Consider the following 25161-nt stretch of genomic DNA (forward strand, 5'->3'; position numbering starts at 1 on the left):
CCGAAACGGGTGCTCAGGCCGTAAGGTCCCCACGGTTCAGGTCATGGACACTGGCGCGTATCCGTTGTCACCTGACCGGGTACGCCAACCCCTCATTCGCTTACGGAATCGCTGTCTCCGGGGTCCGACTGGCCAACCATCGTCGAGCAGAGTGGCCGCCTGTGGTTGGGCATGTGGCTCCCGCCCTGCGGTTCCGTCGGGAGGGCTGGCCACGTATTGCTGGACGTCAAGTGGCCTGACCGTCGCGCCTCGCCCGCACGGCAGAGCAGATAGCTGCACAGCGGCGCCGAACACGTTCTGGGCCCGGCGGAACCTCCGCAGGAACGCCTCATCCGCAGGGGTGAGGGCGAAGTACCGGACCAACTCGTCCTTGCCGAAGGTCGGGAACGGCCGCAGGTTTGCAGCTGCTGTCTGGGCTAGGACTCCGGGCCGACGAGTGGTTCAAGGACAGGTTCTGAGCTTGTTCTTTATGGTCCGAGTCGGTTTCGTTCGGTGATGCTCTCGGGTCGTTTCACGGTCTTGCCGACGTCGTAGCGGGTGGCGGGCCGTCGGTTCTTCGAGCCACGTGGCCTTCCAGGGCCTGGAGTTGAGGGTTTCGGCGCACGGGCCGGACAGTGCAGGTGAGGGCGGAGGTTCCGAAACCCCCGGCGGACTCGGGCCGGGGTGAGCCGACCGGGCTCGACGGGCTTCTCCCATGGCCGCCGCAAGTCGGCGGCGGCCTCGCGCAGAAAGTGGATGTGGGTGTGCGCGGCGATGACCAGCCAGACGCCTCACGTCGCTAGAAGTCAAGCCGCAGCGGCGAGTGGTGTGGGGAAGGCCGTCTGCTCGTCGAACAGCTGATGGTGCTGGATGCAGTGGTAGAGCTGGCCGAGGAGGCGGTTGAAGAGGTTGCGGAGGGCGGCTGCGTGCCAGTCGCCGTGTGCGTCGCGGCGTCGGCGGTAGTGCGCTTTGGCGCCCGGGGAGCCGTTGGGGGCGGCGAAGGCCCACAGGTAGCCGGCGTGGTTGAGCCGGTCGTTCTTGATCCGCCGTCGGGTGATGCTGGACTTCTTGCCGGAGGCCCGGGTGATGGGCGAGGAGCCCGCGTACGCCTTCAGGCCGCGGGCGTCGGCGAAGCGGGAGTGGTCGTCTCCGAGCTCGGCCAGCACCCGGGCGCCGAGCTGGACGCCGAGACCCGGGAAGCTCAAGATCACGTCAGCGTCCGGGTGCTGAGGGAAAGCCTCTTCCACCGCCTTGGCGAGATCGTCGGCCGCGGTGCAGGCGGCTTCCAGCTGGACGAGCAGGGCGAGCATCTGCTGGCCGAGCGCGCCCTCGACGAGCGGCGGCTGGTGGGCGTACTCGGCGCGGAAGACCTCGCGGATCCTCCCGGCCTCGGTCTCGATGCCGCGCTTGCGGCCTGCCCGTTTGAGGGCTGCGCTGATCTGCGTGCGGCTCAGCCGGGCAGCCCGGGCCGGGGTCGGGGCCGTGCGGAGGAGCTCGCGGGCCTCGGGGCGGCACAGGCCATTGGTCCAGGTGGCGACGGCGTCCAAGGCGGCGGGGTAGTACTCGCGCAGGAGTGAACGCAGCTGGTTGGCGCCCTGCTGGCGGTTCCAGGTGGCGTCCTGTTGGGCGCGGGCGAGGACGGCGATGGCGCGGGCCAGGTCGCTGTCGCCTGGCAGGGGTCGATGGGCGTGCATGTCGGTGCGGAGGATGTTCGCCAGCACGAGGGCGTCGCCGGGGTCGGACTTCTTGCGCGAGACGCTGTGCCGGTCGCGGTAGCGGGCGGCGGCCATCGGGTTGATCGCGAACACCTTTCGCTTGCCCTGCCTCAGCACTGCGACCAGCAGGCCCCGGGAGGTCTCGATCGCCACCGGGATCGGGTGTTCTGCGGTGTCGCCGTACTCGGCGAGCAGGTCGAGCAGGATCTTGTATCCGGCCGCGTCGTCGGTGATGTGCCGTTTGGCCAGTAACTGGCCTGTGTCGTCGACCAGGGCGACGTCGTGCGTCCTTTCCGCCCAGTCGATGCCGCAGTAGATCACGGTGTCTTCTCTTTCCATGGTGCGGGTGTCTGTGCTGGTCACGAGCGCATGCGGGCCACGCGGCGACCTAATTCCAGGTCTCAGCCGCAAGAGCTGGACCGACGCCTCACTAGCCGTGTTCGTGGCACCAGCGCACCGCACGGGCCTCGGTCTCTGCGGGAGCTCACGCGGCTCGGGCGCCGAACGCCGCCCCTCTTCGCTGAGGCGTTCACGCCTGGTTGAGCGAACGCATCCGTCCGGCACCCACGCAGCCGCCACCATGAAGGCCCGCCCGCACGCTCTAACCAGAGGCTTCACCAGCCCAGCTCGAAGAAGGCGTAACGGACCTCACCACTCGAACACCCCACTGATCCCCACCCGGGGCCACCGGAGTGCTTAGCAAGGAATTAGGTCCAGCGCTCGCTGGCCTCGGGGGTTCGCAGCTTCGGGCGGGTCCACCCGAGGGTCTGTTTCATCAGCCGGAAGGTGTGCTCCAGGTCGAAGCGCCTCAGGAACGCCTGCCAGCGCACGTCGACGTCCTCGCTGTTCAGTCCGATGGCGGACGACCAGAGCCAGAGCGGGAGCGGGTCGCCTCCGCCAGGCAGGCGGTCGACCTGGAGGCGGATCAGGGTGCCCTCGATGACGGGAAGTTCGCCGGCGTGGTCAATCCACGCGGAGCGGGTGGTCAGGCGGGGGTGGATGCGGTCCCAGGCCATCGCGTTGGCGGTGCCGTACCGGTCGGTGACCTGCATAGTTGCCGCGTCCGGCTCGCCCCAGGTCTCCGGCTTGGCGAAGCGGAACTCCTTGCCGTGCTTCGGCGGGCGCCCGCCCTGGGGATAAGCCAGGGCGTACTCCTTGAGCGAGGGTGTCGGCCGTCGCATCACCCGGTCCGAGCGCATGCGTCCAAGGATCTCGACGGGGAGGCCGTCGAGGAGGTGGGCCATGCGCGGGGCGTCGTAGCCGGCGTCGAGGACGATGAGGATGTCGCGGTCGCCGAAGTGCCAGCGGCCCATCTCGATGAGGTCGGTGACCATCCGGCGGAGCTGGGCGGCGGTGACCTCGGCGACGTCGTCCTCGGGTCCGAGACGGACGGCGTCCAGGAGCTGGTACCAGGACGTCCGGCCCGATTCCAGAGCGGCGACGAACGAGTACGGCCAGCCAGGAATGAACTGGTCTGAGGACCGTCCGCTGCGGCCGTAGACATGGCAGAACAGGCGGTCCGCGCTGGTCGGCGCGTCGGGACGGAGCCAGTTGCTGACGTCGACCGCAAGGACCAGGCGCCCGTCGGCGGCCTGCGGCATCGGCAGACCGGCCAGCACCTGCCGCAGTCGGGGCACGTCCACGTTCCCGCTGTTCAACGCCTCGTACATCGCGCCGTGCCCACGCCGGTGCTCGGCCACCAGCGTCAGGTCCACCGGCGACGTCACCGGACCGTCCGCGCACAGCAACGCGTCCACGAGCTCGAACAACTCGTCCCCACGCGTGGTGAGGCAGTCGAATAGGTCCTCCCGGAAGCGTGACGCTTGCGCGAACGCTTCCCTGGGACCGGCGTCAGGCAGCAGACTCACCTTCACGGCCTTCGTCTTGATCGGTGCACCTTGGTCGGAGCACATGATCAGACGAAGGCCGCCTCAGCGTCCGGCGAACGCCCAGGTGAGCGGCCTAGTTCGAGGCCCAATTCGACCTCGGACCATAAAGAACAAGCTGAGACTGTCTGCGGTCCATGGGCGCTGCGGGACTCGAGCCCACAACCAGTTGATCAAAAGTCCTGGAGAGGGCCGTCCGGGTGGGTACGGACGGTCTGCTCCTGTCCGGAAGTAGCTGGTCAGAGCAAGTGCTGGCTACCGGGTGATCCGGGCTCGGGTGGGCTGTGGTGGGACGTCCGCTCACGCATCGCTCACGCATCGACCATGGCTGACGAGCCGAATTCCTCCGCTCACTGCGCTATTTCCGTGGGCTTCTTGGCGTTGACGGACCAGCTATCTGGGACTCTCTGGATCAGTGAACGGCCGGAGGAGTTCGTTGAGGGCCAGGGCTCGCTCCTTGAGCGGAGTGCAGGTTATCGAAGGCTTCTTCGTCGTCCGGATAGTTGGCGTACAGGGCGGCGAGTGCAGCTTCGAGGGCTTCCTCGCGTTCTGGGCATGACCAGCCGGTGCCCTCGGCGATGGATTCGCCGACGTCGTGCCAGAGACCGGCATTCGGGCTGGACGGCAGAGGCTCCGCCGCACACCGGGCACGGGCATCCGCGAAGCAGCCCGGCTGGGCGTGCGGGCCTGTTAAGGGCGCCTGGGGCCGGGCCCCGATAGGGTGTAAAGAACGCGTCAAGATGAGCGGGGTGTGCCGGGAAGTCTGGTCGGCAGCAGGGACATCTGTGTCCCCGACCGCCCGGAGGCTTGTCGTGTGTGCCGCCCCCCGTGACCGTTCCGTCTTCCTGGGCCTGCTGCCCTGGCCCGAACGCAGCGCGGTCTCCCGGGCCCTGCGCACCGAAACCGTCGGAGGGCTGGTCCTGCTGGCCGCCGCCGTCCTGGCGCTGGTCTGGGTGAACTCCCCCTGGTCCGCCGCCTACGACGCCGTGCGGGACTTCCACTTCGGGATGCCCGCGCTGGGGCTGGACCTGTCGGTGGGGCACTGGACCTCCGACGGTCTGCTCACCGTCTTCTTCCTGGTCGCCGGGATCGAGCTGAAACGCGAACTGGTGGTCGGCGAGCTGCGCACCCCGGCTGCCGCCGCGCTGCCGGTGGTCGCCGCGATGTGCGGGATGGCGGTACCTGCCGCGCTCTACGCGGCCACCGCCGCGGCCGGCGGCGGTTCCCTGAAAGGGTGGGCGGTGCCGATGGCCACCGACATCGCCTTCGCCCTGGCCGTCCTGGCAGTCCTGAGCACCCACCTCCCCTCGGCCCTGCGGGCCTTCCTGCTGACCCTGGCCGTCGTCGACGACCTCGGCGCGATCCTGGTCACCGCGGTCTTCTTCACCGCCGACCTGAACCTCCTCGCCCTCGGCGGGGCGGTTGCCGGGCTCGTCGTGTTCTACCTGCTCCAGCGGTTGAGGGTGCGCGGCTGGTGGTGGTACGTGCCGCTGGGCACCGTGATCTGGGCGCTGATGTACAACGGCGGCGTCCACGCCACCGTCGCCGGCGTCGCGATGGGCCTGATCCTTCGCACCACCCGCGACCCCGCCACCGCAAGCCGGACCGCCGAGACCGCCTCACCCGGCGAGCGCGCCGAAAACCTGATGCGGCCCGTATCCGCCGGAATCGCCGTCCCACTGTTCGCCCTGTTCTCCGCCGGAGTCAGCATCTCCCTGCCCATACTCGGCGAGGTCTTCACTCGGCCCGAACCGCTCGGCGTGGCGCTCGGCCTGGTCCTGGGCAAAACGATCGGCATCTTCGCCGGGACGTATCTGGCCGCGCGGTTCACCCGCGCCCAGCTCAACCCGAACCTGGCCTGGGCCGACGTCTTCGCCCTCGCCGTCCTGGCCGGCATCGGGTTCACCGTCTCCCTCCTGATCGGGGAACTGGCCTTCCCCGCACCTGCCGACGCCGAGCACGTCAAGGCCGCGGTGCTGGCCGGCTCTCTGACTGCCGCTGCCCTGGCCGCAGTGCTCCTGAAACGGCGTGACCGGATCTACCGCAGACTGTATGAGGCCGAAAACCTCGACCAGGACGGCGACGGCATCCCCGACATCTACCAGCGCACCCCCGGCAGCGCGGCATGAGCGCCCGAGGCCGAAACCTGCTGGTGGCAGGAGTGTGGCTCCTGGCCGCCGGAGCGGCACTTGGCGCCGGAGCGTATGTCGAGCCGTCCTGGGGCAGGCTGCTGTGCCTGATCGCCGCCGCCACCGCCCTGCGGATCGCCCTGCGCACCGTCTGGCACAGTGCCCGCTCCGCCCGCCTGGAGGGCCGGCCCGCCGAGCACAGCCAGGGGCGGCAAGCCGTGGTGCGCCTGCGCGGAGAGATCACCGCCGTCACCGTCGACCGGACCGGGCGCCGGCTCAGCGCCGTACTCGCCGCCCACCCGCCGGTCCTGGAAATCGACCTCGCCCGCGTCACCCTCCTCACCCGCGACGGCACCCAGGTCTTCTTCGACGCCGTACGCACCGCCCACGCCACCGGCATCCCCATCGTGATCAGCAACGCCCGCCCGCAGCCGCGAGCCACGCTGCACACCCTCGGCCTGGACCGGGTCCTGCACTACAGCCACGACACCTGACTCCGTACCCCCTCAGCGGCGGCGGGCGCCGGGTCACGTTCGGCGACATGGCGGGTGACCGCGTCGGCGCCTGGGCAGGCGTACCGCTCCACAGAGTGGACGGAGGCGATGCGGGGAGCGGGCCAGCAGCATCAGGGGGAGGTGCCGTCCTCGGCGTCGTGGGGCAGGGCTCTGTGGCGGAACCGGTGCAGGGTCCACCCGCCCAGGTCCTTGATGTCGTCCGGTGAGGCGAGGGGGTTGGCCAGCGGGCGGGTGTTCTCCTCGAAGATCTCCTCGGCACGGTAGGAGAGCCTCGCCCGGCCGGTCTCCGGGCACAGCCCAACGACGGCGTCCCGGTCAGGGCCTTGTGGGCAGTGAGGAAGCGGGCCGCGGCTGCGCCGGGCGATCAGGCGGGGCAGCAGCTGGGCGGTGCCGGACTGCCAGTGAATCCACTCGGTCGCCCGCCCTTGGCGGTGATCCTGCCGCGCTTGTCCTGCGGGTACAGATCTTCCACGTTGAGGCACAGCACCTCATCAGCCCGTGCAGCCGACGACTCGTAGAGCTTCTTCCACTGCGTCTTCTCCCGCAGGGCGACGTCCAGGCGCACAGGGCGGCGATCTGGTTCTCCGCGAGGGCCCTGATGCGGTCGGGCGGTGCCGACCGCCGCTCGATGCCGATCGTCGGATCGCGTCCGATCCAGCCGTGGCGCTGCCACCAGCCGATCGCCTTCCGTGCGAGGGGCGGGGTTCCTGCGCAAGGAGGGGGAGTCGGAGGAGCGGATCACGTCGGTGGCGACTTGGCAGGACTCGCCGTACTTCACCGGTGCGGAGCGGGCCGCGCTGGCGCTGGTGGAGGCGGTGTTGCAGCCGGCGGCGCACGGCGAGCGGGTCTCCGACGAGCTGTACGCGGAGGCGGCCGAGCACTTCGAGGACAAGGCGCTCGCCACCTTGATGTTCGCGATCGGTCAGGTCAACTTCTTCATCGCCGTGGCGCTCATAGCCAAGCCGGTGCCCGGCCGGTCGTTCAACGACCCGTGGAAGTGAGAGCAGTCGGGTCTGTCGTCCCATCACGTTCCGGGTGCGGCTATGGGGTGTGTATGTGGGGGCACTTCGTGGCGTTCGCGGGGAAGGCCACGTCGGTTTCCTCTTGCATGGCGGTGAAGAAGCGGCGGCCGTCGGCGGTCTGTCGGGTCTTGGTCCAGGCGTAGTGCGGGCACAGTTCCTGGGCCAGCGCGTGGTGCAGTGCCTCGCGGGCAACGCCCTGGTCCTGCCAGTGGGCGGCGACGGCGATGTTGCGGATAAAGCCCCGTCGGCAGGTATGGCAGATCTGGAAGTCGAGTCGGCCGACGGGGCGGTCGTGGGGGTCCAGAGCGGTGAGGGTCTGGCGTCCCGCGCCGCACTCCATGTCCGGTGCGGTGCGGGCGAAATGGATCGCGGGGAGCCGCGCCGGGCCGCTCATGTCGTACTCCGCGTCCTTCTCGTGCTGCCCGCATGCCTCCCGCCTCTGGACCTCCGACTGTCTTTGAAGGCCCATTCCATCTTCGGTTCCATCGCGAAGCGGAAGAGGCGTTGGACGGGCGGGGTGCACAAGAGGGTGATGACCGTGGCGGCGGTGAGCGTCACGGTGATCTCGCCGAGGGGCTGGTGGATCCAGTCGTGTTCGTACCAGTCCCAGAAGCGGGAGCCCTTGGCGAGGAAGCCGTGCAGGAGGTAGCCGTACAGGGTGCCCGCGCCGAGCGCGGTGAACCACAGCCTGCGGCCGGGGACCCAGGCGAAGAAGCAGGCCACCAGGACCAGGGAGCAGCCGAACATCGCCAGTGTCATCAGCGGGCCGGTCCAGCCGGGGGCGGCCAGTTCCTGTGCGCTGTCGCGGCGGTAGAACCAGGCCGCGTTCATGCGTGGGGCTGCCCAGTAGGCGAAGAGGAGGGCCATGGCCGCGGTGGGCAGGGCCAGCACGCGGGCCTCGCGTCGGCGCACGATGCGGAAGTGCTCGGGCTTCATGCACAGGCCGAGGACGAAGAAGGGCAGGAACTGCAGGACGCGTTGGAGGTCGAGGTCGTCGCCGATGTCGGGGGATATGGAGGCCAGGGCGGCGATGGCGAGCGCGATCGGCAGCGGCCAGCGCAGGACTTTCCACAGGGGGGTGGTCAGGCGCCAGATGAACAGGGCCCCCAGGAACCAGGTGAGGTACCAGGGGTCGAGGAGGCTGACGGGGTACGTCGGGTCGTCGTCGGCCCACCGTTTGAACAGGGTGTAGGCGACTTCGAAGAGGACGTAGGGCACGGCGATGCCGGTGACAAGCCGTCGTAGTCTGCCGGGGCCGGCGTCGAAGCTCTTGGAGAAGTAGCCGGAGATGACGATGAAGGCCGGCATGTGGAAGGTGTACACGGCGACGTAGAGGGCGGCCGCGGCCCGGCTGTCGTCGCGCAGCGGTTCCCAGGCGTGGCCCATCGCCACCAGCACGATCGCCAGGTACTTGGCGTTGTCGAAGAAGGAGTCCCGCTTCGGCGCGGCCGGTCGTACCGGTTGAGGCTGGGGTGTGTGCCGGTCCGGCGCGGGTGCTTGGACGCGGGGCAGACGCAGTGTGTCAGCCACCGGCCCTCCTGAAGGAACCCGGGACCCAGATTTCGCGTCTTACCTGGTTTGTGGGTGTGGGGAGGATGCTGGACATTCCCAGCACCCTCCCACTCCCCTTACGGCGCGTTCAACCCTCGTGCGTGTGACCCGCCGCTCACGTGTTGGCCAGGGCGGGGCCCGGGCCGACGAGTTCGGACAGGACGTCCTCCATGGTGACGAAGCCGATGACGGTGCCCTTGTCGCCGGTGACGGCGGCCAGGTGGCTGTCCATGGCGCGCAGCGCGGTGAGGGTGTCGTCGAGCGGGGTGTCGATGCTCACCCGGGTGAGCGGATGCAGCGCCGTGCGCGGGAAGGGCTTGTCCCGCTCGGTGACGCCGAGGGTGTCCTTGATGTGCAGGTAGCCGAGCAGGGCCCCGCCCGTGCCGGTGACCGGGAAGCGGGAGAAGCCGGCCTGCGCGGCGACCTGCTGGAGGAGGGCCGCGGTGATGGTGTCGTCGACGGTGCGCATACGCGCGGCCGGGACGAGGATCTCGCCGACCGGGCGGGTGCCCAGTTCCAGGGCGTCGCGCAGCCGTTCACCGTCGGCTGCCGACAGCAGTCCGGCCTGACTGGAGTCCATGACCATGCGGGCGAGTTGGTCGTCGGTGAAGACGGCCTCGACCTCGTCCTTCGGCTCGAGCTTCAGCAGCTTCAGCAGGGTGTTGGCGAAGGCATTGATGCCGAAGACGACGGGCTTGAGCGCCCGGGTGAGGGCGACGAGGGGTGGTCCGAGGAACAGCGCGGTCGGCACGGGCGCGGCCAGCGCGATGTTCTTGGGGACCATCTCGCCGATCAGCATGTGCAGATATGTGGCCACCGTGAGCGCGATGGCGAAGGCGATCGGGTGCACCAGGGCGGTCGGGACGTGGGTGGCCTCGAAGGCGGGCTCCAGCAGGTGGGCGATGGCCGGTTCCGCGACCGCGCCGAGGACCAGCGAGGAGACGGTGATGCCGAGTTGGGCGGTGGCCATCACCGCGGAGATGTGCTTGATGCCCCACAGAGTGCTCCGGGCACGGCGGTTGCCCGCCTGGGCCCTGGGCTCGACCTGGCTGCGTCGTACCGAGATCAGGGCGAATTCGGCGCCGACGAAGAAGGCGTTGGTCAGCAGTGTCAGAGCGCCGATGAGGAGCTGGATCGTGGTCATCGGGCCTGCTCCAGGGCTGTATCGGCGTGGTGGGCCGGTGCGGTGATGCGGACGCGGTCGGCACGGTGGTGCTCGACCGCCTCGACGGCCAGGCGCCAGCTGTTGAGGTCGACGGTGTCGCCGACGGCCGGGATGCGGGCCAGGCGTGTGGCGATGAGCCCGGCCACCGTCTCGTAGGGGCCCTCCGGCGCGGCCAGTCCTATCGCTCCGAGTTGGTCGACGCGGACGCCGCCGTCTGCCTGCCACACCGCGCGGCCGTCTTCGCCGGGGGTGGCGGGCACCAGGTCAGGTGCCTCTACGGGGTCGTGCTCGTCGCGGACTTCGCCGACGACTTCTTCCACGATGTCCTCGACCGTGGCCACGCCCGCCGTGCCGCCGTACTCGTCGATGACGACCGCCATCGTGCGGGTGGCGCGCAGCCGCTCCAGGAGCCGGTCGGCGGGCAGGCTGTCGGGCACCAGCAGTGGCTCGCTGGCCAGGTCGGTGACCGGGGTGAGCTGCCGTTTGTCCGGGTCCAGGGCGAGGATGTCGCGGATGTGGACGGTGCCGATGACCTCGTCCAGGCTGTCGCGGTAGATCGGGAAGCGGGAAAGGCCGGTGGCGTGGGTGAGGTTCGCCGCGTCGGCGGCGGTGGCGTGTGCCTCCAGGGCGCGCACGTCCACGCGCGGGGTCATGACGTTCTCGGCGGTCAGCTCGCTCAAGTGCAGGGTGCGCACGAACAGTTCCGCGGAGTCGGCCTCCAGGACCCCCTCGGCCGCCGAGTGCCGGGCCAGCGCGACCAGTTCCTCCGGGGTGCGCGCGAAGGCCAGCTCCTCGGCGGGCTCCAGGCCGAAGCGGCGCACGAAGCGATTGGCGGTGTTGTTCAGATGGTGGATGAACGGGCCGAAGGCGGCGGTGAAGCCGCGCTGCGGAGTGGCCACCACCTTGGCGACGGCCAGCGGGCGCGAGATCGCCCAGTTCTTCGGCACCAGCTCGCCGACGACCATCAGGATCACGGTGGAGGCCGTGACACCCAGGACGGTGGCCACAGGTGAGGCCGCGACACCGAGGCCGGCCGCCTGGAGCGGCCCGCGCAGCAACGCCGCCAGCGACGGCTCGGCGAGCATGCCGATCACCAGCGAGGTGACCGTGATGCCGAGTTGGGCGCCGGAAAGCTGGAAGGTCAGCTGTCGCACGGCTTTCAGCGCACTGTGCGCGCCTCGCTCACCAGTTTCGGCGGCCCGCTCCAGGTCACCGCGCTCGATGGTGGTCAGCGAGAACTCGGCGGCGACGAAGACGGCGCAGGCCAGTGTGAGCAGCAGGGCCAGGAGCAACAGGAGGACCTCGGTCACCGTGCCACCCCCGTTCCCTCAACCTCTGGCTGCGGGCAGGCAATGGCACGGCTGGTACTGGGAGGCTCACCCATCGCGGGTCTGTGGCTCCTTCTGGTGTCTCGTACGTCATTCAAGATCAGTGGGCACCGGCGCGGCACCCGCTTCTACACCCACTGTAAAGGAATGGCAAACCCGCGCGACAGGGGCTATGCCTTCCGTCACGCGTCGCATCGAGCTGGCCACTGGTGGTGAAGGCTGACGGCGTCACGATGCGCGCCGCCATCAGTGCGAGCGGGGGCCAGGCGCCGAGGGAGCCGACTGCCTCCGGGCTCGCGTCGGAGGTCTGCGTCAGCTTTTCCAAGGCGGCGGTCGGGGGCCGCGCCCGCGATCCAGCGCTGGACGTCGCCGAAGAGCGGGCCGAACAGCGAGGACAGCGGCATCACGGCGATCACCGCGGTCACGGCCCCGGCCGGGTGCCGCACCCGCCCCCCAAGGCCAGGCTCAGGACGTCCACAACTGCGAAAAGTCCGGCATCCCGAGCAGCGCGGGCATCGGCTCGCCTCGCGCGTACTTTCCGTCCTCCAGGATCGCGCCGCCCAGCAGATGGGCGACTGCGCAGGAGACCAGTGCGAGCTCGGACAGCGGCCGGCGAGCGGGACGGCCGTGGCGAGGAGTACCCGGCCTCGGCGGGGCACGGCGGCGAGTGTGGAGGGGAGGAGAAGAGCGGGGTCAACTCGTGGACAGCCACGCGGTGTTCGCGGGCCGGCTCTCCGACCGTGGCGGGCGCAAGTCCCGCGACCCGCCAGCCGCCGCGCACGTCGAGCCGTACCGCCGCACCCGCCCGCTCCAGCAGATGGCGCATGCGTTCGGCCTCGCCTTCGGCGGTTCGACAGCACGTGCTGGGCGTGGAGATTCGAACGCGTCATGGGAAGGAATGCCATCTCGACGAGGATTGAGGACCGTACCTGACCGATATCCGACCTACGGTCGTTGCCGGGTCGCCGATCAGGCGGCTCGAAGGAAGGATGACAGCTGGTGGCCCCGCTCACCTCGGGGCTGTCGGCCACTGTGCAAGGAGTACGACATGGGCATGTCCGAGGCCGCCGACCGCGCGGACAGCTTCGTCCCGCACCGCTTCACCGAGCAGCTGGTGGACCTGGGCGAGATCCGCATGAACTACATCGCCGAGGGCGACCCGAGCGCCCCCGCGCTGCTGCTGATCCCCGCGCAGGGTGAGTCCTGGTGGGGCTACGAGGAAGCGATCGGGCTGCTCTGCTCCGAGTTCCAGGTGTTCGCCGTCGACCTGCGCGGTCAGGGGCGCTCCACCTGGACCCCCGGCCGCTACAACCTCAACATCTGGGGAGCCGACGTCGAGCGGTTCATCGACTTGGTGATCCAGCGCCCCACGATCGTGGCGGGGAATTCCTCTGGCGGAGTGATCACCGCCTGGGTGGCCGCCTACGGCAAGCCCGGCCTGGTCCGCGGCGTGATCCTGGAGGACCCGCCGCTGCTCTCCTCCCAGGCCGCCCCGCCGTACGGGCCCGGCATGATGCAGACCCTCGGACCGATCTTCGCGCTGTGGGCCAAGTGGCTCGGCCCCCAGTGGTCCATCGGAGACTGGGCCGGCATGGTCAAGGCCGCCCCGCACGAGCTGCCCGCATTCCTGCACCCTGGCATCGGCTTCATGATGGGCGAAGGCAACCCCGAAGCCGGCGCGTCCCCCACCCCGGTGCAGCACTTGAAGGAGTACGACCCGGAATGGGCCCAGTCGTGGGCCGACGACACCGCGAACGCCGGTTGCGATCACGCCACGATGCTCGCCCAGGTGAAGGCCCCGGTGCTGCTCACGCACCACTTCCACATGACCGACCCGGACACGGGCCAGCTCATGGGCGCGATGACCGACATCCAGGCCGCCCAGGCCCGCCGCCTGCTCGAATCCACCGGCCAGCCTGTCACCTTCACCCCGCTCGACGCGCCGCACACCATGCACGAACCGATGGCGCAGCAGTACGCCGACACCATCACCGAGTGGATCAAGGCCCTGGCCTGACTCCTGCACAGCACTTGCCCCGGGCCCGCCGGACTCCACCACGAGCCTGGCGGGCCAGACGCCGAGCGCCAGTGATCCGCGCGTGGGAAACCTCCGACGGCACAACCGAACAGCAACAGGTGGCGGTGCGGGACAGGGGCCACACGATGCGATGCGGGCGCGGGAGAACGGGGCTGGGAGGGGGTGCGTGCCGAACGACAGGGGGGCCGATCCGCACCCCGCGTACGTCATCAGGAGTACGTGTTCACGCCGCGTGCCCACGGCCGGGCCAGTCCGCCCTATCCTCTTTCTACAGCCCTGTAGATGAGGGTTCCTGACGACTCGTCGATCAACTGTAAGGAGTGAACGCCGCGATGGTGTTCAAGCGACTGCTCGGATCACTCGGGGTGGGTGGCCCCTCGGTGGACACGGTCCTCAAGCCCGGTGCCGTCCGGCCCGGCGGGACGCTGCGCGGGCAGGTGAACCTCCAGGGCGGCAGCACCGACGTCAACGTCGAGCACATCACCCTGGAACTGGTGGCGCGCGTGGAGGCCGAGCACGACGGCGGCGAGCGCGAGGGGTATGTGGCCTTCGACCGGTTCATCGTCGGCGGCGGCTTCCGGCTCGGCGAGGGCCAGCAGCACAGCGAGCCGTTCGCGATCACCCTGCCCTGGGAGACGCCGATCACCGAGCTGTACGGACAGCACCTGGGCATCGTCCTGGGCGTGCGCACCGAACTGGCGGTGGCGGGCGCCAAGGACAAGGGCGACCTGGACGCGCTGTCCATCGCACCACTGCCCGTCCAGGAAGCGATCCTGGAAGCCTTCGGCCAGCTCGGCTTCGGCTTCAAAACCGCCGACCTGGAGCTGGGCCACATCGGCGGCACCGGCCAGCAACTCCCCTTCTACCAGGAGGTCGAACTGGCCGTCTCCCCCGAATACGCGCACGCGCTCAGCGAGATCGAGGTGACCTTCCTCGCCCACCGCGACGAAATGGAGGTCGTCCTGGAAGCCGACAAGCGCGGCGGCCACTTCTCCTCCGGCCACGACGCGGTCACCCGCTTCAGGGTCGCCTGCGACGGAGCCGAGGACCAGGACTGGAACACGATCGTCGACGGCTGGGTGCGCCAGATGGTCGAGCACCGGGCGTCGTACGGGCACGGCGACGCTTACGGGCACGACTTCCACGGGCATAGCCATGGGCATGGGTCCGGCAGCCACGGACACGGTGGCCATCACCGCTCGGGCCCCGGTGTGGGCACTGCCGTCGCCGCGGGTGCGGCCGGGCTCGCCGTGGGTGTCGTCGGCGGCATGGTCGCGGCCGAAGTCGTCGACGAGGTCGGAGACTTCTTCGAGGGCGAGGAGGAAGCGGAGGAAGAGTGAACAGTGAGCGCGCCAGGGGGATGCCGGGCACACTCCTGCTAGCTTCTACATTGCTGTAGAAGCTAGGTGTTGTCCGGACCGCGCTCCCAGCGGCCCGGACGACGCTCCTCACCACGTATGGAGTTGAGCAGGCATGGCCCTGTGGGACCGGCTCAAGGAATCCGCGTCGCAGATGCAGACGCAGCTCATGACGAAGAAGAACGACCTGAAGAGCGGCGCCTTCCGGGACGCCAGCATGGCGATGTGCGCCCTGGTCGCGGCCGCCGACGGCTCGGTGGACCCCTCTGAGCGCCAACGCGTCACCGAACTCATCCTCACCAACGAGGTGCTGCGCAACTTCCCCTCCGAGGACCTCCAGCGTCGGTTCGAGATGAACCTCGACCAGCTGGCCGCCGACTTCCAGCTCGGCAAGGTCAGCGTGCTCCAGGAGATCGCCAAGGCGAAGAAGAAGCCCGCCGAGGCCCGTGCCGTGATCCAGATCGGCATCGTCATCGGCGGCGCCGACGGCGACTTCGACAAGGACGAGCAGGCCGTCGTGCGGGAGGCGTGCTACACGCTCGACCTGCCGCCGCACGAGTTCGACCTCTGAGGGGCGCCCCACATCTGCCGTGGCCGTGAGGCTGCGGCACGCCCCTACCCGTCCCGGACGTGCCGGGGCGGGAACAGGGCGGGGGTCAGCGCACGCCGTCAAAGTCTTCGCCCACCGTCACCGTCACCAGGCCGCGCGGTGCGTCCTCCTCCTGCGCAGCACGGGTACCGGGGAGGCGGGAGGCGACTTGCTCGGCGCGCTCCTCCATGCCCTCCGGGTAGCTCACCCGCGTGATCCGGGTACCGGCTGGGGAGTTGCCGGTTTTGGTGACGGTGAAGCCCGCATCACGCAGCCGCTCCGCAACATCCGCGGCGCGCCCAGGGCTGTCCGTCCCGTTGAGGACACGCACCCGAACGGACGAGGCATACACCGGGTGCCTGGACGCGCTCTCCAGTCTTTTCTTCTCGGCCCGGCCGACTTCCTCGTCCCTGGCCAGAGCGGTGAACAGCTCGGCAGCTTGCGGGAATTGCCACACTACGTTCGCCTTGTCGGCAGGGAAGTCGGCCTGGCGCGGGTAGTTCGGAACGGTCAGGAAGGTGAGCCGGTCGCCGGGGATCTCCTTCAGCTCGGAGGCGAGCCCGTACAGGGGCTTTATCCCGGCCAGGGACCTGTCCGTGGTCAGCGACTCGGTGACCGACCGCAGGAAGCCGTACAGCGCCTTGGGGTTGGCCAGCTTGGACTGCGCCTTCTCGGCAAGGGCCTCCATGAACTCCTGCTGACGGCCGATGCGCCCGATGTCCGAGCCGTCGCCGACGCTGTAGCGGGTGCGGACGTAGCCGAGCGCCTTCTCGCCCCGTAGGTTCTGGCAGCCCGCCTCCAGGTCTAGATGGGCCTTCTTGTCGTGGATCGACTGCTTCGGACAGACCTCGATGCCGCCCAGGGCGTCGACCATGCCCTTGAAGCCCTGGAAGTCCACGGAGACGAAGTGATCGACACGCAGGCCCGTGTTCGCCTCCACGGTCTTGATCGTGCAGGCCGCCGCGCCGCCTACGTCGCCTGTGCTCCCGCCGAGCGAGAAGGCCGCGTTGATCTTGAAGTGGTGAGCGGCGGAATGGGTGCCGTCGCCTTGGTCGCAGGAGGGGATCTTCACCCATGAGTCGCGCGGGAAGGACACGGCGGTTGCCCACTCCCGGCTGGCCGGGAGATGCACCAGCATCAGCGTGTCCGACTGCATGCTCTGAAGGCCCCTGCCGTACTCGGCGCTGTCGCCGTCACGACTGTCCGAGCCGACGACCAGGACGTTCTTCGAACCCGGGCTCAGATTGGCGGGGCGGTCGCCGCCCAACTTGGCGTCGACATCGGCGCCGTGGATGTTGCTGTTCAGATCCTGATAGGCCCACACGCCGGCCCCCAGGGCCGCAAGCAGGACCACGGCGGACGTACATCCGCCCCAGTGCAGGCCACGACGCCAGCCGGCTGCGGATCTCCGGGCATGCGAGCCACGTCGGTGCCGTCCCATCCCGCCTCCAGAATCAGCTCGGGGGGCCGTCGGGCGCCGAACTCTACACCCGTGTAGAAACTAAGGCGGAGAGAAAGTGGTACCTGCTCAACGCTCCACCTCGGGCGAGGTGTCGCACACGCCGCAGATCAAGTGAACTTAATGGGCGGCGAGTTGACGATACCCGGCGTAGCGTGGCCCCTTGCCGCGAACTTCTACACTCGCGTAGAAGCCAGAGGAGCGCCTCTGTTCCGTGCCGACTTCGCCTTCCAGGAGGTCCGTCATGGCTACGATCAATCTGGGCAAAGTGGTGGATAAGGCATGGGTAGGCAAGGGGCTCACGGAGGTCCTCGCCGCGCCGGTATCCGCCTTGAAGGGCGTGTCAGACCGTGACGGTGAGTTGCTCCAAGAGGCGTTCGGCATCGAGACGGTGGCAGCCCTGGCGGAGCTGGAGTACGTGCGCTGGGCGCGCTGAACGCCGCGACGAAGTAACGCCCCACCTACTGCGGGCCGGTGGGTCACACGACGAGTGGGCACACTGGCCCGCCGCTCTAGGCACGTGGGGCAGGCCCTTAGTGACGGTCCCGCGTGACAGGGCGAATCATCTATGAGAGGGACGATGAGATGGGTATCTCGGGTGTCATCAGCGCGATCCTGATCGGCCTGATCATCGGAGCTCTGGGACGCCTGGTCCTGCCCGGGCGCCAGCGGATCGGCAAGCTGTTGGCTATGTATGTGAGTCGGGGAGGGGTTGTCGTTGGGTTCGGGAGGCGGCTTCGTACCGTGAAGGGTGATGTCACCCAGTTTTGAAGGCACTTGGAGCCTTGCGGTGGGACGATCGGGGTGCTTCTTCCGCTGGGGGCCGGAATGCGCATATTGACGTCCAAGGTCGAGCTGTACGCGGCGATCCGCCGTGCCCACCGTGCCGGTCTGTCGTGGGGGCTCTGGAGCACAGGTACGGGTCGACTTGGCGGACGATCCGGAAGGCGTTGGACTCCAGCTGGCCCGAGCCCCGTAAGAAGCAGGCGCCGCGTCTGTCGCGGCTGAATCCCTATAAGCCGCTGATCGACGGCATGTTGCGGGCGGATCGGGACGCGCCGCCGAAGCAGAAGCACACGATCAAGAGGATCTTCGACCGGCTGCTGGACGAGCACGCGGCGACGGCGATCTCGTATGCGATGGTCCGGGTCTATGTGGTGGGGCGGCGCAAGGTGATCCGGTGGGAGGCCGGCCGCGGGCCGGAGGAGATGTTCGTCCCGCAGGCCCATGCGTCGGGGGACGAGGCGGAAGTCGACTTCGGGGCCGTCCGCATCGTGCTCGCCGGGGAGCCGACCCGTTGCTATCTGTTCTCGCTGAGGCTGTGGTATTCCGGCAAGGCGGTTCACCGGGTGTTCGCGTCCTGCGGGCAGGAGGTGTTCTTCGAAGGGCACGTGCACGCGCTCAACGTGCTGGGCGGGGCGCCGCGCGGCAAGGTCCGCTACGACAACTTGAAGGCGGCGGTCGCCCAGGTGCTGGGCTTTTCCCGGCAGCGCACGGAGCCCGAGCGGCGGATCGCGTTCCGCTCGCACTGGGGCATCGAGAGTTTCTACTGCCGGCCCGGTAGCGAAGGGGCTCATGAGAAGGGCGGAGTGGAGGGCCAGATCGGCTACTTCCGCCGCAACCGCTTCGTCCCCGTTCCCAAGGTCGCCACGCTCGCGGAGCTCAACGAACTCGTCGATCAGTGGGACCTGCAGGACGAGCGCAGGCGCATCCGCTCCAGGCCGAAGACGATCGGCGAGTACTTCGCCCTGGAACAACCACGGCTGAAGCCGCTGCCGGTCTTGCCGTTCGAGACGAGCCGCTGGTTCACCCCCAGAGTCGAACGCTACGGACAGGCCACGGTCCGCAACAACCGCTACTCGGTGCCGGTCCGGCTGATCGGCAGAACCGTCCGGGTGCTGCTGCACGCCTCCGAGCTGGTCGTCTTCGACGACGGCCGGGAAGTGGCCCGGCACGAAAGGTTGAGCGCCCAGGGCGGCTCCCGCCTGGTCCTGGACCACTACCTGGAGGCGCTGATCCGCAAGCCCGGCGCGTTCCCCGGCTCCGCCGCGCTGGAACAGGCCCGCTCAGCGGGCCGTTTCACCCCGGTCCACGACGACTGGTGGGATGCGGCCAGAGCGGCACACGGCGACAAGGACGGCACCAAGGCACTGATCGAAGTGTTGCTGCTGGCCCGCCACATGAGCCATGAGCAGCTGGTCGCCGGGCTGGCTGTTGCCCTGCGCGTTGGCGCGTTGACTGCGATGAAGGGTTTTCGGGTGAAATACGTGCTGGCCACCAAGCTCGTCATCGAGCTGGTCGAGGCCGCCGACGAGAAGCAGCTCACCAAGACCATCGCCCGCTACGGGCGCGTCGGTCTCTTGGGGATCGACGAACTCGGCTACATGGAACTCGACAAACGCGGCGCCGAACTCCTCTTCCAGGTCCTGACCGAACGCGAGGAGAAGAACAGCGTCGCGATCGCCTCCAGCGAATCGTTCGGCGGATGGACGAAAACGTTCACCGATCCGCGGCTCAGCGCGGCCATCGTCGACCGGCGCACCTTCGGCGGAAACATCATCGAGACGGGCACCGACTCCTTCCGCCTCGCCCACGCCAAAGCCCAGGCCGAACGCACCACCGCGAGCTGACACGTGGACACCCTCACCGAACTCGCCTCGTTCCTGCACAAGAGGCTGGACGAACAAGGACGGGACGCCGAGCTCTTCCACGAACTGACCTGCAATCGCCAGCGCGGTTGCGGCTGCCCCTGCCGAGCCCAGCTCCTGCACGACCTCTTCATCCTGCGGGACATCGTCACGCACTGCGAAGAGCGCATCGCGAACGAGCGCCGGAACGGAATCGCATGGCCCCTCCAATCCACACTCGCCTTCCAGACCTTGAAGGCACTGGCAGCACCCTTCGAACTCCACCCGGACTGGCAGGACAACTGGTACCCGTGAAACGGCCCGATTGTGGCAACGAGCGTCATTGCGCGGGCAAGTACGGGCGTTGCGTGAGGTTTTGGGGCCAGGTCAGGTTGGCCCGCCCGCTCGTCATGGAATCGCTTCTAGGCTGGGGCTGCGGCTTCTATGCCCCGGGCTTTCTCCGCACGGCCTTGCTCATGCGGTAGTGCCCTGAGGAGATAGATCAGCGTGGAAGACCAATGGCCCACACAACTGGACAACTGTCGGGTGGTCTGCCCGGCCGGGGAACTCGACCTGGCCACGACGCTGGACTTCGCCACTCTGCTGCGCGGGACGGCCGCCACGACTGGCGCCGACTGGCTGATCGTCGACCTCAGCCGGGTGACCTTCATGGACTGCAGCCCCCTGCGCGACCTGTGCGTTGCCTGGACCCGAAGCCGGGCCACGGGCCGATGGACACGGGTGGTCTATGACCAGGCTCCGATCAGCCGCCTGCTGCGCCTGATGGCGCTGCAGGAGCAGTTCCCTCGATACGCCAGCATCGACGCTGCCTGGCGTGAGCCCGGCGCGGGCGCCCGCGCCTGACCCAAGCACGGCAGTGTCGGCTGGCCCTCATGATCCACGGCCGAGATCGCCAGCGACCCAGTCCGCATCGCGCTCACCCACACCGGCCTGACCGCACTGCCGCTCCCGCACGCATGAGCGACTTCAACTCTCACCGATATCCAGCACAGCTCAGCCCCACCACTGCCATCAGAAGTCACCGATAGACGCCTCCTGACACCTACACAGCCATGCTGTGGACCATCGCCGTCGGTATCGCCGCGGCACTGGTCGGCACCGGTGTCGCCGCTGGTCTTGGCGTGTCGGACACCAAGGGCATCGGCTGGATCGAATGAGCGGTCCAGGTCGCCCTGGCCGCTGCGGGTGTGGCTGCGCTCCAACGGTTCAAGGGCCGCGACTGACCGGGCGCCGCACTGGCTCGCTTGGAGGACCTGGGGCTGTGTGCTGACGACCACGACGACTGGGGGATGCCTTACAAGGGTGTCGCCGCGTGCAGGATGAGGATCATCGTCACCGCCGAGTTGGCCGAGGACATGGCCGAGGCGACCGTTCCCACCGCCGCGGCCCAGGCCGCGAGCCCCACCGAAGTGAACAGGGAGGGCCAGTTGCGCGCGGCGGGCGCCGGGCCCAGCAGCGCCGCGACGCGACGCGGGACCGGGCCCACCCCGGCGAGGCCGGCGAGCGTTGGGGTCGGGGCGCCCTTGGAGACCAGGGCGGCCTTGCCGATCGCGACCGCGACTGTCCTGCGGTCGCCCACGGTCTGGGCGGCCTCCTCGTCGGCCCACCGCTCGGTGGTGTACGACACGGCCGTGCACAGCGGGCGCAGGAAGGGGTTGGCGCGGGCGGCCAGCTGCACCGCCAGCAGGTGCCGGTGATGCCCGGCGGCAAGATGAGCCCGCTCATGGGCGAACAGGGCCCGGCGCTGCGACGCCTGGAGACAGGACAGCAGGCCCGCGGACACCACGATCCGGTCGCGCGTCCTGCCGCCCGGCAGCGCGTATGCGTACGGCACACCGTCACTCAGCACGACGACCGTCGTAGCCCGCATCCCGTCCAGCGCCTGGTGGGCCTGTCGGTGAACACGGCGGTGCCGCCACAGTGCGCGTCCGCACCCCATGGCCACGACGAGGAGTACGGGGATGGCCACCTTGCCGACGACTTCCTCGCCCGGGACGGCCTCGCGCACCTCCGGGTCCGACCAGCCGTCCGGCAGCGGGTTGCCGGGAAGCTGCGCCGTGCCCACGACCATCAGCAGGCCCAGGCTGACGGTGCTGCAGGTCGCCATCACCACGGCGACCCCCGTCAACAGCCGTGTCGCCAGGCGAGGGTGAAGCCGCTGCTCGGCCAGACGTGCCACCGGCCAGGCCGTCAGCGGCAGCACCAGCGGCAGAAAGATGAAGACCCCCATGAGGCGTCAGTCTTCCCGCCCTGCATGGGTGTCGCGCAACAGGTCCCGCAGCACCCGCTCGTCGTCCGACGACAGGGCCGTGACGAAGCTGGCGAGGACCGCTTCTCGGTCATGCTCGCCGTCGAGCACCTTGCGCATCTTGTGCGCCGCGAGCCCTGCCTCGTCGGAGGCCGATGTCCACACGAACGACCGGCCCACACGCTCCCTGGTCACCGCGCCCTTGGCAAGCAGCCGGGTGAGGATCGTGATCACGGTTGTGTACGCGAGGTCACCGCCAAGACGGTCCTTGACCCAGGCCGCGCTCACCGCCTCGTCGGCCTGGCGCAGCGAGAACAGGACGAGCGCCTCCAGCTCACCCTGCCCGCGCCGCCGATGCCGTGGCCCAGGTTGCCCGCGTCCGCCGTCCATCATGCTCAGCTCCCTTCAGCCGCGGCACCTCCGTGCTTCCGGAGCGCGCGCCACATCGTACTGATCCGTTGACGGGCAACCGGTGGTCAACAAGGCTGAATTCAGCCGTAGGGGGCCGCACGTCGCACACCCCAAGTCTTCTACATTGCTGTAGATTCTAGCGCTCGAGGGCTGTGGCACCGGGCCCTTGTCCACTCAACTGGGGAGAAGAGCATGGGAGTTTCACTGTCCAAGGGCGGCAACGTGTCGCTCAACAAGGAGGCCCCCGGGCTGACCGCCGTTCTGGTGGGTCTGGGCTGGGACGTGCGTACCACCACCGGCACGGACTTCGACCTGGACGCGTCGGCACTGGTGTGCGACGACTCCGGCAAGGTCGCTTCCGACGGGCACTTCGTCTTCTACAACAACCTCAAGAGCCCGGACGGCTCCGTGGAGCACACCGGGGACAACCTCACCGGTGAGGGAGAGGGCGACGACGAGGTCGTCAAGGTCAACCTCGCAGCCGTACCCGCCGAGATCGACAAGATCACGTTCCCGGTGTCGATCCACGACGCCGAGAGTCGCCAGCAGTCCTTCGGCCAGGTCCGCAACGCCTTCATCCGCGTGGTCAACCAGGCCGACAACCAGGAGATCGCCCGCTACGACCTTTCCGAGGACGCCTCCACGGAGACAGCCATGGTCTTCGGCGAGCTCTACCGCAACGGCGACGAGTGGAAGTTCCGCGCCGTCGGCCAGGGCTACGCCAGTGGCCTCGCGGGCATCGCCCAGGACTTCGGCGTCACCCTCTGAGCCACACTCGGCAAGTTTCCGCCGGGCCCGTGGATCCGGGAGGCGGGCCCGGCGGAGACAAACCCGCAGGCCGCGAGGCGGTACCTCACCGCCATCACCAGCATCGCCGGGAAGAGATGTGACACACCCGCCGCACCTGCGCCCGGAGGACCGGGCGGACTTCGCGTGGGTCCTGAACCTGGCCCTGGATGTCACCGACGTCCGCTCCGCCCTGGAACAGGCACCGACCGCGCACGGCAGGCGTCGGCTTCGGGCCCAGGCATGGGCGGCGGCCGACGAGATCACCGCGGCCGCCGCCGATGAATACCAGACCTACCTGCGAGCCCGCGTCGCGGTGATCCCCGCCTCTCAGCGTCACGACGAACCGCCCAAAGCAGCAACGAGTCTGGGAGCCGGAGCACTCCTGCCTGCCCTCGCCGTGCTCGCCCCCCTCATCTCCGCCGGTGCGGCCGTCGGGTTCCTGTTCCTCGGGTACGTCCTCCATCTGGTCACACCTCAAGGCCAGCTGGCCGTCTCGCTCGTCACCGCAGGAGGGATCAGCGCCGTGGCCTCAGCGGTCAGCGCAGGCGTAGGTCTGAGTTGCCTCCTGGCCACAGCGGTACGCCGACGGGTCACATCAACTCCGTACCTGACCGTCCGCAATCCAGCAGCAGAGCAGGCCCGCAACGCCTGGCAGAAAGGGCTCCTGGAACGCGGCATGCTCCCCTACCTGCGCAAACAGCTCTCCGCGAGCCCACCCCACCCGCAGTGACTCCACACTTAGCCGGCCTCAACCCACGACAGAAGGCAGCCTCAATGACATCCGTGAACCTCACCAAGGGCCAGCAGATCAACCTCAGCAAGTCCGACGGCAGTGCGCTGACCGCCGTACGCATGGGCCTTGGCTGGCAATCCGCCCCGCGCAAGGGCTTCATGGCGAAGTTCACCGGCCGTGGCGAGATCGACCTCGACGCCTCCGCCGTGCTCTTCGCCGACGGACAGCCCATCGACGTCGTCTTCTTCCAGCACCTCACGAGCGACGACGGATCGGTCCGTCACACCGGCGACAACCTGGTAGGCGGCGCGGGACAGGGCGGCGACGACGAAGCCATCCTCGTCGACCTCGCCCGCGTCCCCGTGCACGTCGACCAGATCGTCTTCACCGTCAACTCCTTCACCGGCCAGACCTTCACCGAGGTCCAGAACGCCTTCTGCCGCCTGATCGACGAGACGACTGGACAAGAACTGGCCCGCTACACCCTCACCAGCGGCGGCACCCACACCGCCCAGATCATGGCCAAGGTCCACCGCACCGCGTCCGGCTGGGACATGAAGGCCATCGGCGAACCGGCCGCAGGCCGCACCTTCCAGGACCTCATGCCCGCCATCGCCCAACACCTGTAGTTCCGGGGCATACACGCCACGCAGCGATGGTCAGATCCCGTCAGGAGCACGCCGGGGTTCTTCGCGCTCCACCACGTTGCCCGGGACAACATTCCCCAGGCCGGAGGGTGATCCAGAGGCCGAGTCCTTCTCCTTGAGCGCCTTGGTCTCGCTTTTGAAGATGCGGGCCGCCCTACCCGCTGAACGGGTCAGCCCTGGCAGCTTCTTGACGCCTACGACTACTGCGACGATCACGAGGATCAAGGCGAGTTCACTCAAGCCGAACATCAGGTCTGCGCTCCCAGGACGGAGTAGGGACGAAGTGCCGGTGCGGATGCGAGACGGCACGAAACTTCGCCACCGCACTATCTACAGTTCTGTAGAAGTGTCTCTGCCGGTGCACCCTCCCATCAAGACCGTCTTCCAGCCTCACCGCAGCGGACGGCTCTGGGCCAGAGCGGAGATGGCTCAGGCCGTGGCGAGGAGTTCGGTGAGGAAGGTCGTGTTGTCCTTCACCTCATGGGACAGGCTGACGCTGTGGCGGGGCAGGCGGCGCAGCAGATTGAGGGAGTGCTCGGGGGTGGGCTGTTCCTCGGGCAGGAGGCCGAAGACGTCGGGGTAGCGGTCTTCGGTGGCGCCGGTGAACAGATCCTCCGCGTTCACATGCCTGGCTTCGTCGGTCCTGGCCGGGGTGGTGGCGGGTGTGATTCGGGAAAAGAGGAGGCGGGCGGCGCGGCCTTCTGTGGCCAGCGTGATGCCGAGCCATTCGGAGAGCTGGTGGGGAAAGAGCTGGGGCTTGAGTTCCTTGCCGTTCTCGTTCCAGAGGGGTTTGCGGCGGTCGGTGGCGAAGGCGTCGGTGACGCGCTGGTGCTGGGTGGGATGAAGGCGTTCGCCGCGCTGGGTGCGTTCCCGTACGGGGTCGTAGAGGTCGAGGGCGTCCAGGAGGCCCAGGCCGATGGCGGCGGCGGAGGGCCAGGGAAGGATGCGGAT

The 25161-nt window shown here is 68.8% G+C and carries 22 protein-coding genes and 7 pseudogenes; 14 read left to right on the forward strand and 15 right to left on the reverse strand.

Features of this window, described 5'->3' with window-relative positions:
- Positions 1-36: 36 nt before the first annotated feature.
- The 4 genes and pseudogenes from IEY91_RS42735 to IEY91_RS39720 all read right to left on the reverse strand — a co-directional run.
- Positions 37-408 (reverse strand): annotated as a pseudogene (locus tag IEY91_RS42735) (DUF4158 domain-containing protein); the annotation flags it as partial.
- Between the two features lie 59 nt (positions 409-467).
- Positions 468-764, reverse strand: a pseudogene (locus IEY91_RS42200) (NF041680 family putative transposase); the annotation flags it as partial.
- A 21-nt stretch (positions 765-785) separates the two neighbouring features.
- Complete coding sequence (locus IEY91_RS39715) at positions 786-2033, reverse strand: IS110 family RNA-guided transposase (protein ID WP_189177679.1); 1248 nt, start codon at positions 2031-2033, stop codon at positions 786-788.
- Between the two features lie 371 nt (positions 2034-2404).
- Positions 2405-3562: pseudogene (locus IEY91_RS39720) on the reverse strand (NF041680 family putative transposase); the annotation flags it as partial.
- 830 nt (positions 3563-4392) lie between these two features.
- Between IEY91_RS39720 and nhaA the strand changes: the two are divergent.
- Positions 4393-5709: a Na+/H+ antiporter NhaA gene (gene nhaA / locus IEY91_RS39725; RefSeq protein ID WP_229697684.1), complete on the forward strand. Its 1317-nt coding sequence runs from the start codon at positions 4393-4395 to the stop codon at positions 5707-5709.
- Positions 5706-6203 carry an STAS domain-containing protein gene (locus tag IEY91_RS39730; protein WP_189177659.1) on the forward strand — a complete coding sequence of 166 codons (498 nt, stop codon included), beginning with the start codon at positions 5706-5708 and terminating at the stop codon, positions 6201-6203. Before nhaA ends, IEY91_RS39730 begins: the two co-directional genes overlap by 4 nt.
- A gap of 131 nt (positions 6204-6334) precedes the next feature.
- Here IEY91_RS39730 and IEY91_RS39735 read toward each other — a convergent pair whose 3' ends face one another.
- A complete protein-coding gene (locus IEY91_RS39735) occupies positions 6335-6706 on the reverse strand; it encodes a hypothetical protein (RefSeq protein ID WP_229697686.1) in 372 nt (123 codons plus the stop codon).
- Positions 6707-6910: 204 nt separating this feature from the next.
- Between IEY91_RS39735 and IEY91_RS39740 the strand changes: the two are divergent.
- Positions 6911-7225, forward strand: a pseudogene (locus IEY91_RS39740) (carboxymuconolactone decarboxylase family protein); the annotation flags it as partial.
- Between the two features lie 40 nt (positions 7226-7265).
- On the opposite strand, the gene IEY91_RS39745 reads toward IEY91_RS39740, so the two are convergent.
- The 5 genes from IEY91_RS39745 to IEY91_RS42840 form a co-directional block, all read right to left on the reverse strand.
- Positions 7266-7640 (reverse strand): GNAT family N-acetyltransferase, encoded by a 375-nt coding sequence (locus tag IEY91_RS39745; RefSeq protein ID WP_189177660.1) that lies wholly within the window; start codon positions 7638-7640, stop codon positions 7266-7268.
- Positions 7637-8776: an acyltransferase family protein gene (locus IEY91_RS39750; RefSeq protein WP_189177661.1), complete on the reverse strand. Its 1140-nt coding sequence runs from the start codon at positions 8774-8776 to the stop codon at positions 7637-7639. The genes IEY91_RS39745 and IEY91_RS39750 overlap by 4 nt, the downstream gene beginning before the upstream one ends.
- 136 nt (positions 8777-8912) lie before the next feature.
- Positions 8913-9941, reverse strand: coding sequence for a hemolysin family protein (locus tag IEY91_RS39755; protein WP_189177662.1), 1029 nt, complete (start codon positions 9939-9941; stop codon positions 8913-8915).
- The gene (locus IEY91_RS39760) at positions 9938-11272 is read right to left on the reverse strand and encodes a hemolysin family protein (RefSeq protein WP_189177663.1); all 1335 of its coding nucleotides are present in this window, start codon (positions 11270-11272) and stop codon (positions 9938-9940) included. Before IEY91_RS39760 ends, IEY91_RS39755 begins: the two co-directional genes overlap by 4 nt.
- Positions 11273-11711: 439 nt before the next feature.
- Positions 11712-12116 carry a DUF8746 domain-containing protein gene (locus IEY91_RS42840; RefSeq protein WP_506005033.1) on the reverse strand — a complete coding sequence of 135 codons (405 nt, stop codon included), beginning with the start codon at positions 12114-12116 and terminating at the stop codon, positions 11712-11714.
- Positions 12117-12338: 222 nt separating this feature from the next.
- On the opposite strand from IEY91_RS42840, the gene IEY91_RS39765 reads away from it, so the two are divergent.
- The 3 genes from IEY91_RS39765 to IEY91_RS39775 all read left to right on the forward strand — a co-directional run bounded on the left by IEY91_RS39765 (position 12339) and on the right by IEY91_RS39775 (position 15257).
- A complete protein-coding gene (locus IEY91_RS39765; RefSeq protein WP_189177664.1) occupies positions 12339-13307 on the forward strand; it encodes an alpha/beta hydrolase in 969 nt (322 codons plus the stop codon).
- Positions 13308-13660: 353 nt separating this feature from the next.
- Positions 13661-14668: a sporulation protein gene (locus tag IEY91_RS39770; protein ID WP_189177665.1), complete on the forward strand. Its 1008-nt coding sequence runs from the start codon at positions 13661-13663 to the stop codon at positions 14666-14668.
- 133 nt (positions 14669-14801) lie between these two features.
- Positions 14802-15257 (forward strand): tellurite resistance TerB family protein, encoded by a 456-nt coding sequence (locus IEY91_RS39775; RefSeq protein ID WP_189177666.1) that lies wholly within the window; start codon positions 14802-14804, stop codon positions 15255-15257.
- Between the two features lie 85 nt (positions 15258-15342).
- Here the strand turns inward: IEY91_RS39775 and IEY91_RS39780 are convergent, their stop codons facing one another.
- Positions 15343-16716 (reverse strand): LCP family protein, encoded by a 1374-nt coding sequence (locus IEY91_RS39780; protein WP_189177667.1) that lies wholly within the window; start codon positions 16714-16716, stop codon positions 15343-15345.
- Between the two features lie 262 nt (positions 16717-16978).
- Between IEY91_RS39780 and IEY91_RS39785 the strand changes: the two genes are divergently transcribed.
- The 5 genes and pseudogenes from IEY91_RS39785 to IEY91_RS39805 all read left to right on the forward strand — a co-directional run bounded on the left by IEY91_RS39785 (position 16979) and on the right by IEY91_RS39805 (position 20225).
- Positions 16979-17170: a hypothetical protein gene (locus IEY91_RS39785; RefSeq protein ID WP_189177668.1), complete on the forward strand. Its 192-nt coding sequence runs from the start codon at positions 16979-16981 to the stop codon at positions 17168-17170.
- 460 nt (positions 17171-17630) lie between these two features.
- A pseudogene (gene istA, locus IEY91_RS42210) lies at positions 17631-18653 on the forward strand (IS21 family transposase); the annotation flags it as partial.
- Between the two features lie 315 nt (positions 18654-18968).
- Positions 18969-19364, forward strand: a pseudogene (locus IEY91_RS39795) (ATP-binding protein); the annotation flags it as partial.
- 3 nt (positions 19365-19367) lie between these two features.
- Positions 19368-19676 (forward strand): DUF6221 family protein, encoded by a 309-nt coding sequence (locus tag IEY91_RS39800; RefSeq protein ID WP_189177669.1) that lies wholly within the window; start codon positions 19368-19370, stop codon positions 19674-19676.
- A gap of 192 nt (positions 19677-19868) precedes the next feature.
- On the forward strand, positions 19869-20225 hold the full coding sequence (locus tag IEY91_RS39805) for an STAS domain-containing protein (protein WP_189177670.1): 357 nt from the start codon (positions 19869-19871) through the stop codon (positions 20223-20225).
- 451 nt (positions 20226-20676) lie between these two features.
- Here IEY91_RS39805 and IEY91_RS39810 read toward each other — a convergent pair whose 3' ends face one another.
- Together IEY91_RS39810 and IEY91_RS39815 are read right to left on the reverse strand one after the other, a co-directional pair.
- Entirely contained in the window at positions 20677-21612 is a 936-nt protein-coding gene (locus IEY91_RS39810; protein WP_189177671.1) for a M56 family metallopeptidase, read from the reverse strand.
- A 6-nt stretch (positions 21613-21618) separates the two neighbouring features.
- Entirely contained in the window at positions 21619-22023 is a 405-nt protein-coding gene (locus IEY91_RS39815) for a BlaI/MecI/CopY family transcriptional regulator (protein WP_229697688.1), read from the reverse strand.
- Between the two features lie 210 nt (positions 22024-22233).
- On the opposite strand from IEY91_RS39815, the gene IEY91_RS39820 reads away from it, so the two are divergent.
- The 3 genes from IEY91_RS39820 to IEY91_RS39830 all read left to right on the forward strand — a co-directional run bounded on the left by IEY91_RS39820 (position 22234) and on the right by IEY91_RS39830 (position 24192).
- Positions 22234-22809 carry a TerD family protein gene (locus IEY91_RS39820; protein ID WP_189177672.1) on the forward strand — a complete coding sequence of 192 codons (576 nt, stop codon included), beginning with the start codon at positions 22234-22236 and terminating at the stop codon, positions 22807-22809.
- Between the two features lie 118 nt (positions 22810-22927).
- Positions 22928-23560, forward strand: a complete 633-nt coding sequence (locus IEY91_RS39825) for a hypothetical protein (protein ID WP_189177673.1) — start codon at positions 22928-22930, stop codon at positions 23558-23560.
- Positions 23561-23604: 44 nt separating this feature from the next.
- On the forward strand, positions 23605-24192 hold the full coding sequence (locus IEY91_RS39830; RefSeq protein WP_189177674.1) for a TerD family protein: 588 nt from the start codon (positions 23605-23607) through the stop codon (positions 24190-24192).
- 30 nt (positions 24193-24222) lie between these two features.
- Here the strand turns inward: IEY91_RS39830 and IEY91_RS39835 are convergent, their stop codons facing one another.
- A complete protein-coding gene (locus tag IEY91_RS39835) occupies positions 24223-24459 on the reverse strand; it encodes a twin-arginine translocase TatA/TatE family subunit (RefSeq protein ID WP_189177675.1) in 237 nt (78 codons plus the stop codon).
- Positions 24460-24639: 180 nt separating this feature from the next.
- A pseudogene (locus IEY91_RS39840) lies at positions 24640-25161 on the reverse strand (hypothetical protein); the annotation flags it as partial.

The sequence above is a fragment of the Streptomyces lasiicapitis genome, assembly GCF_014646335.1.
GTDB classification, from domain to species: Bacteria; Actinomycetota; Actinomycetes; order Streptomycetales; family Streptomycetaceae; genus Streptomyces; species Streptomyces lasiicapitis.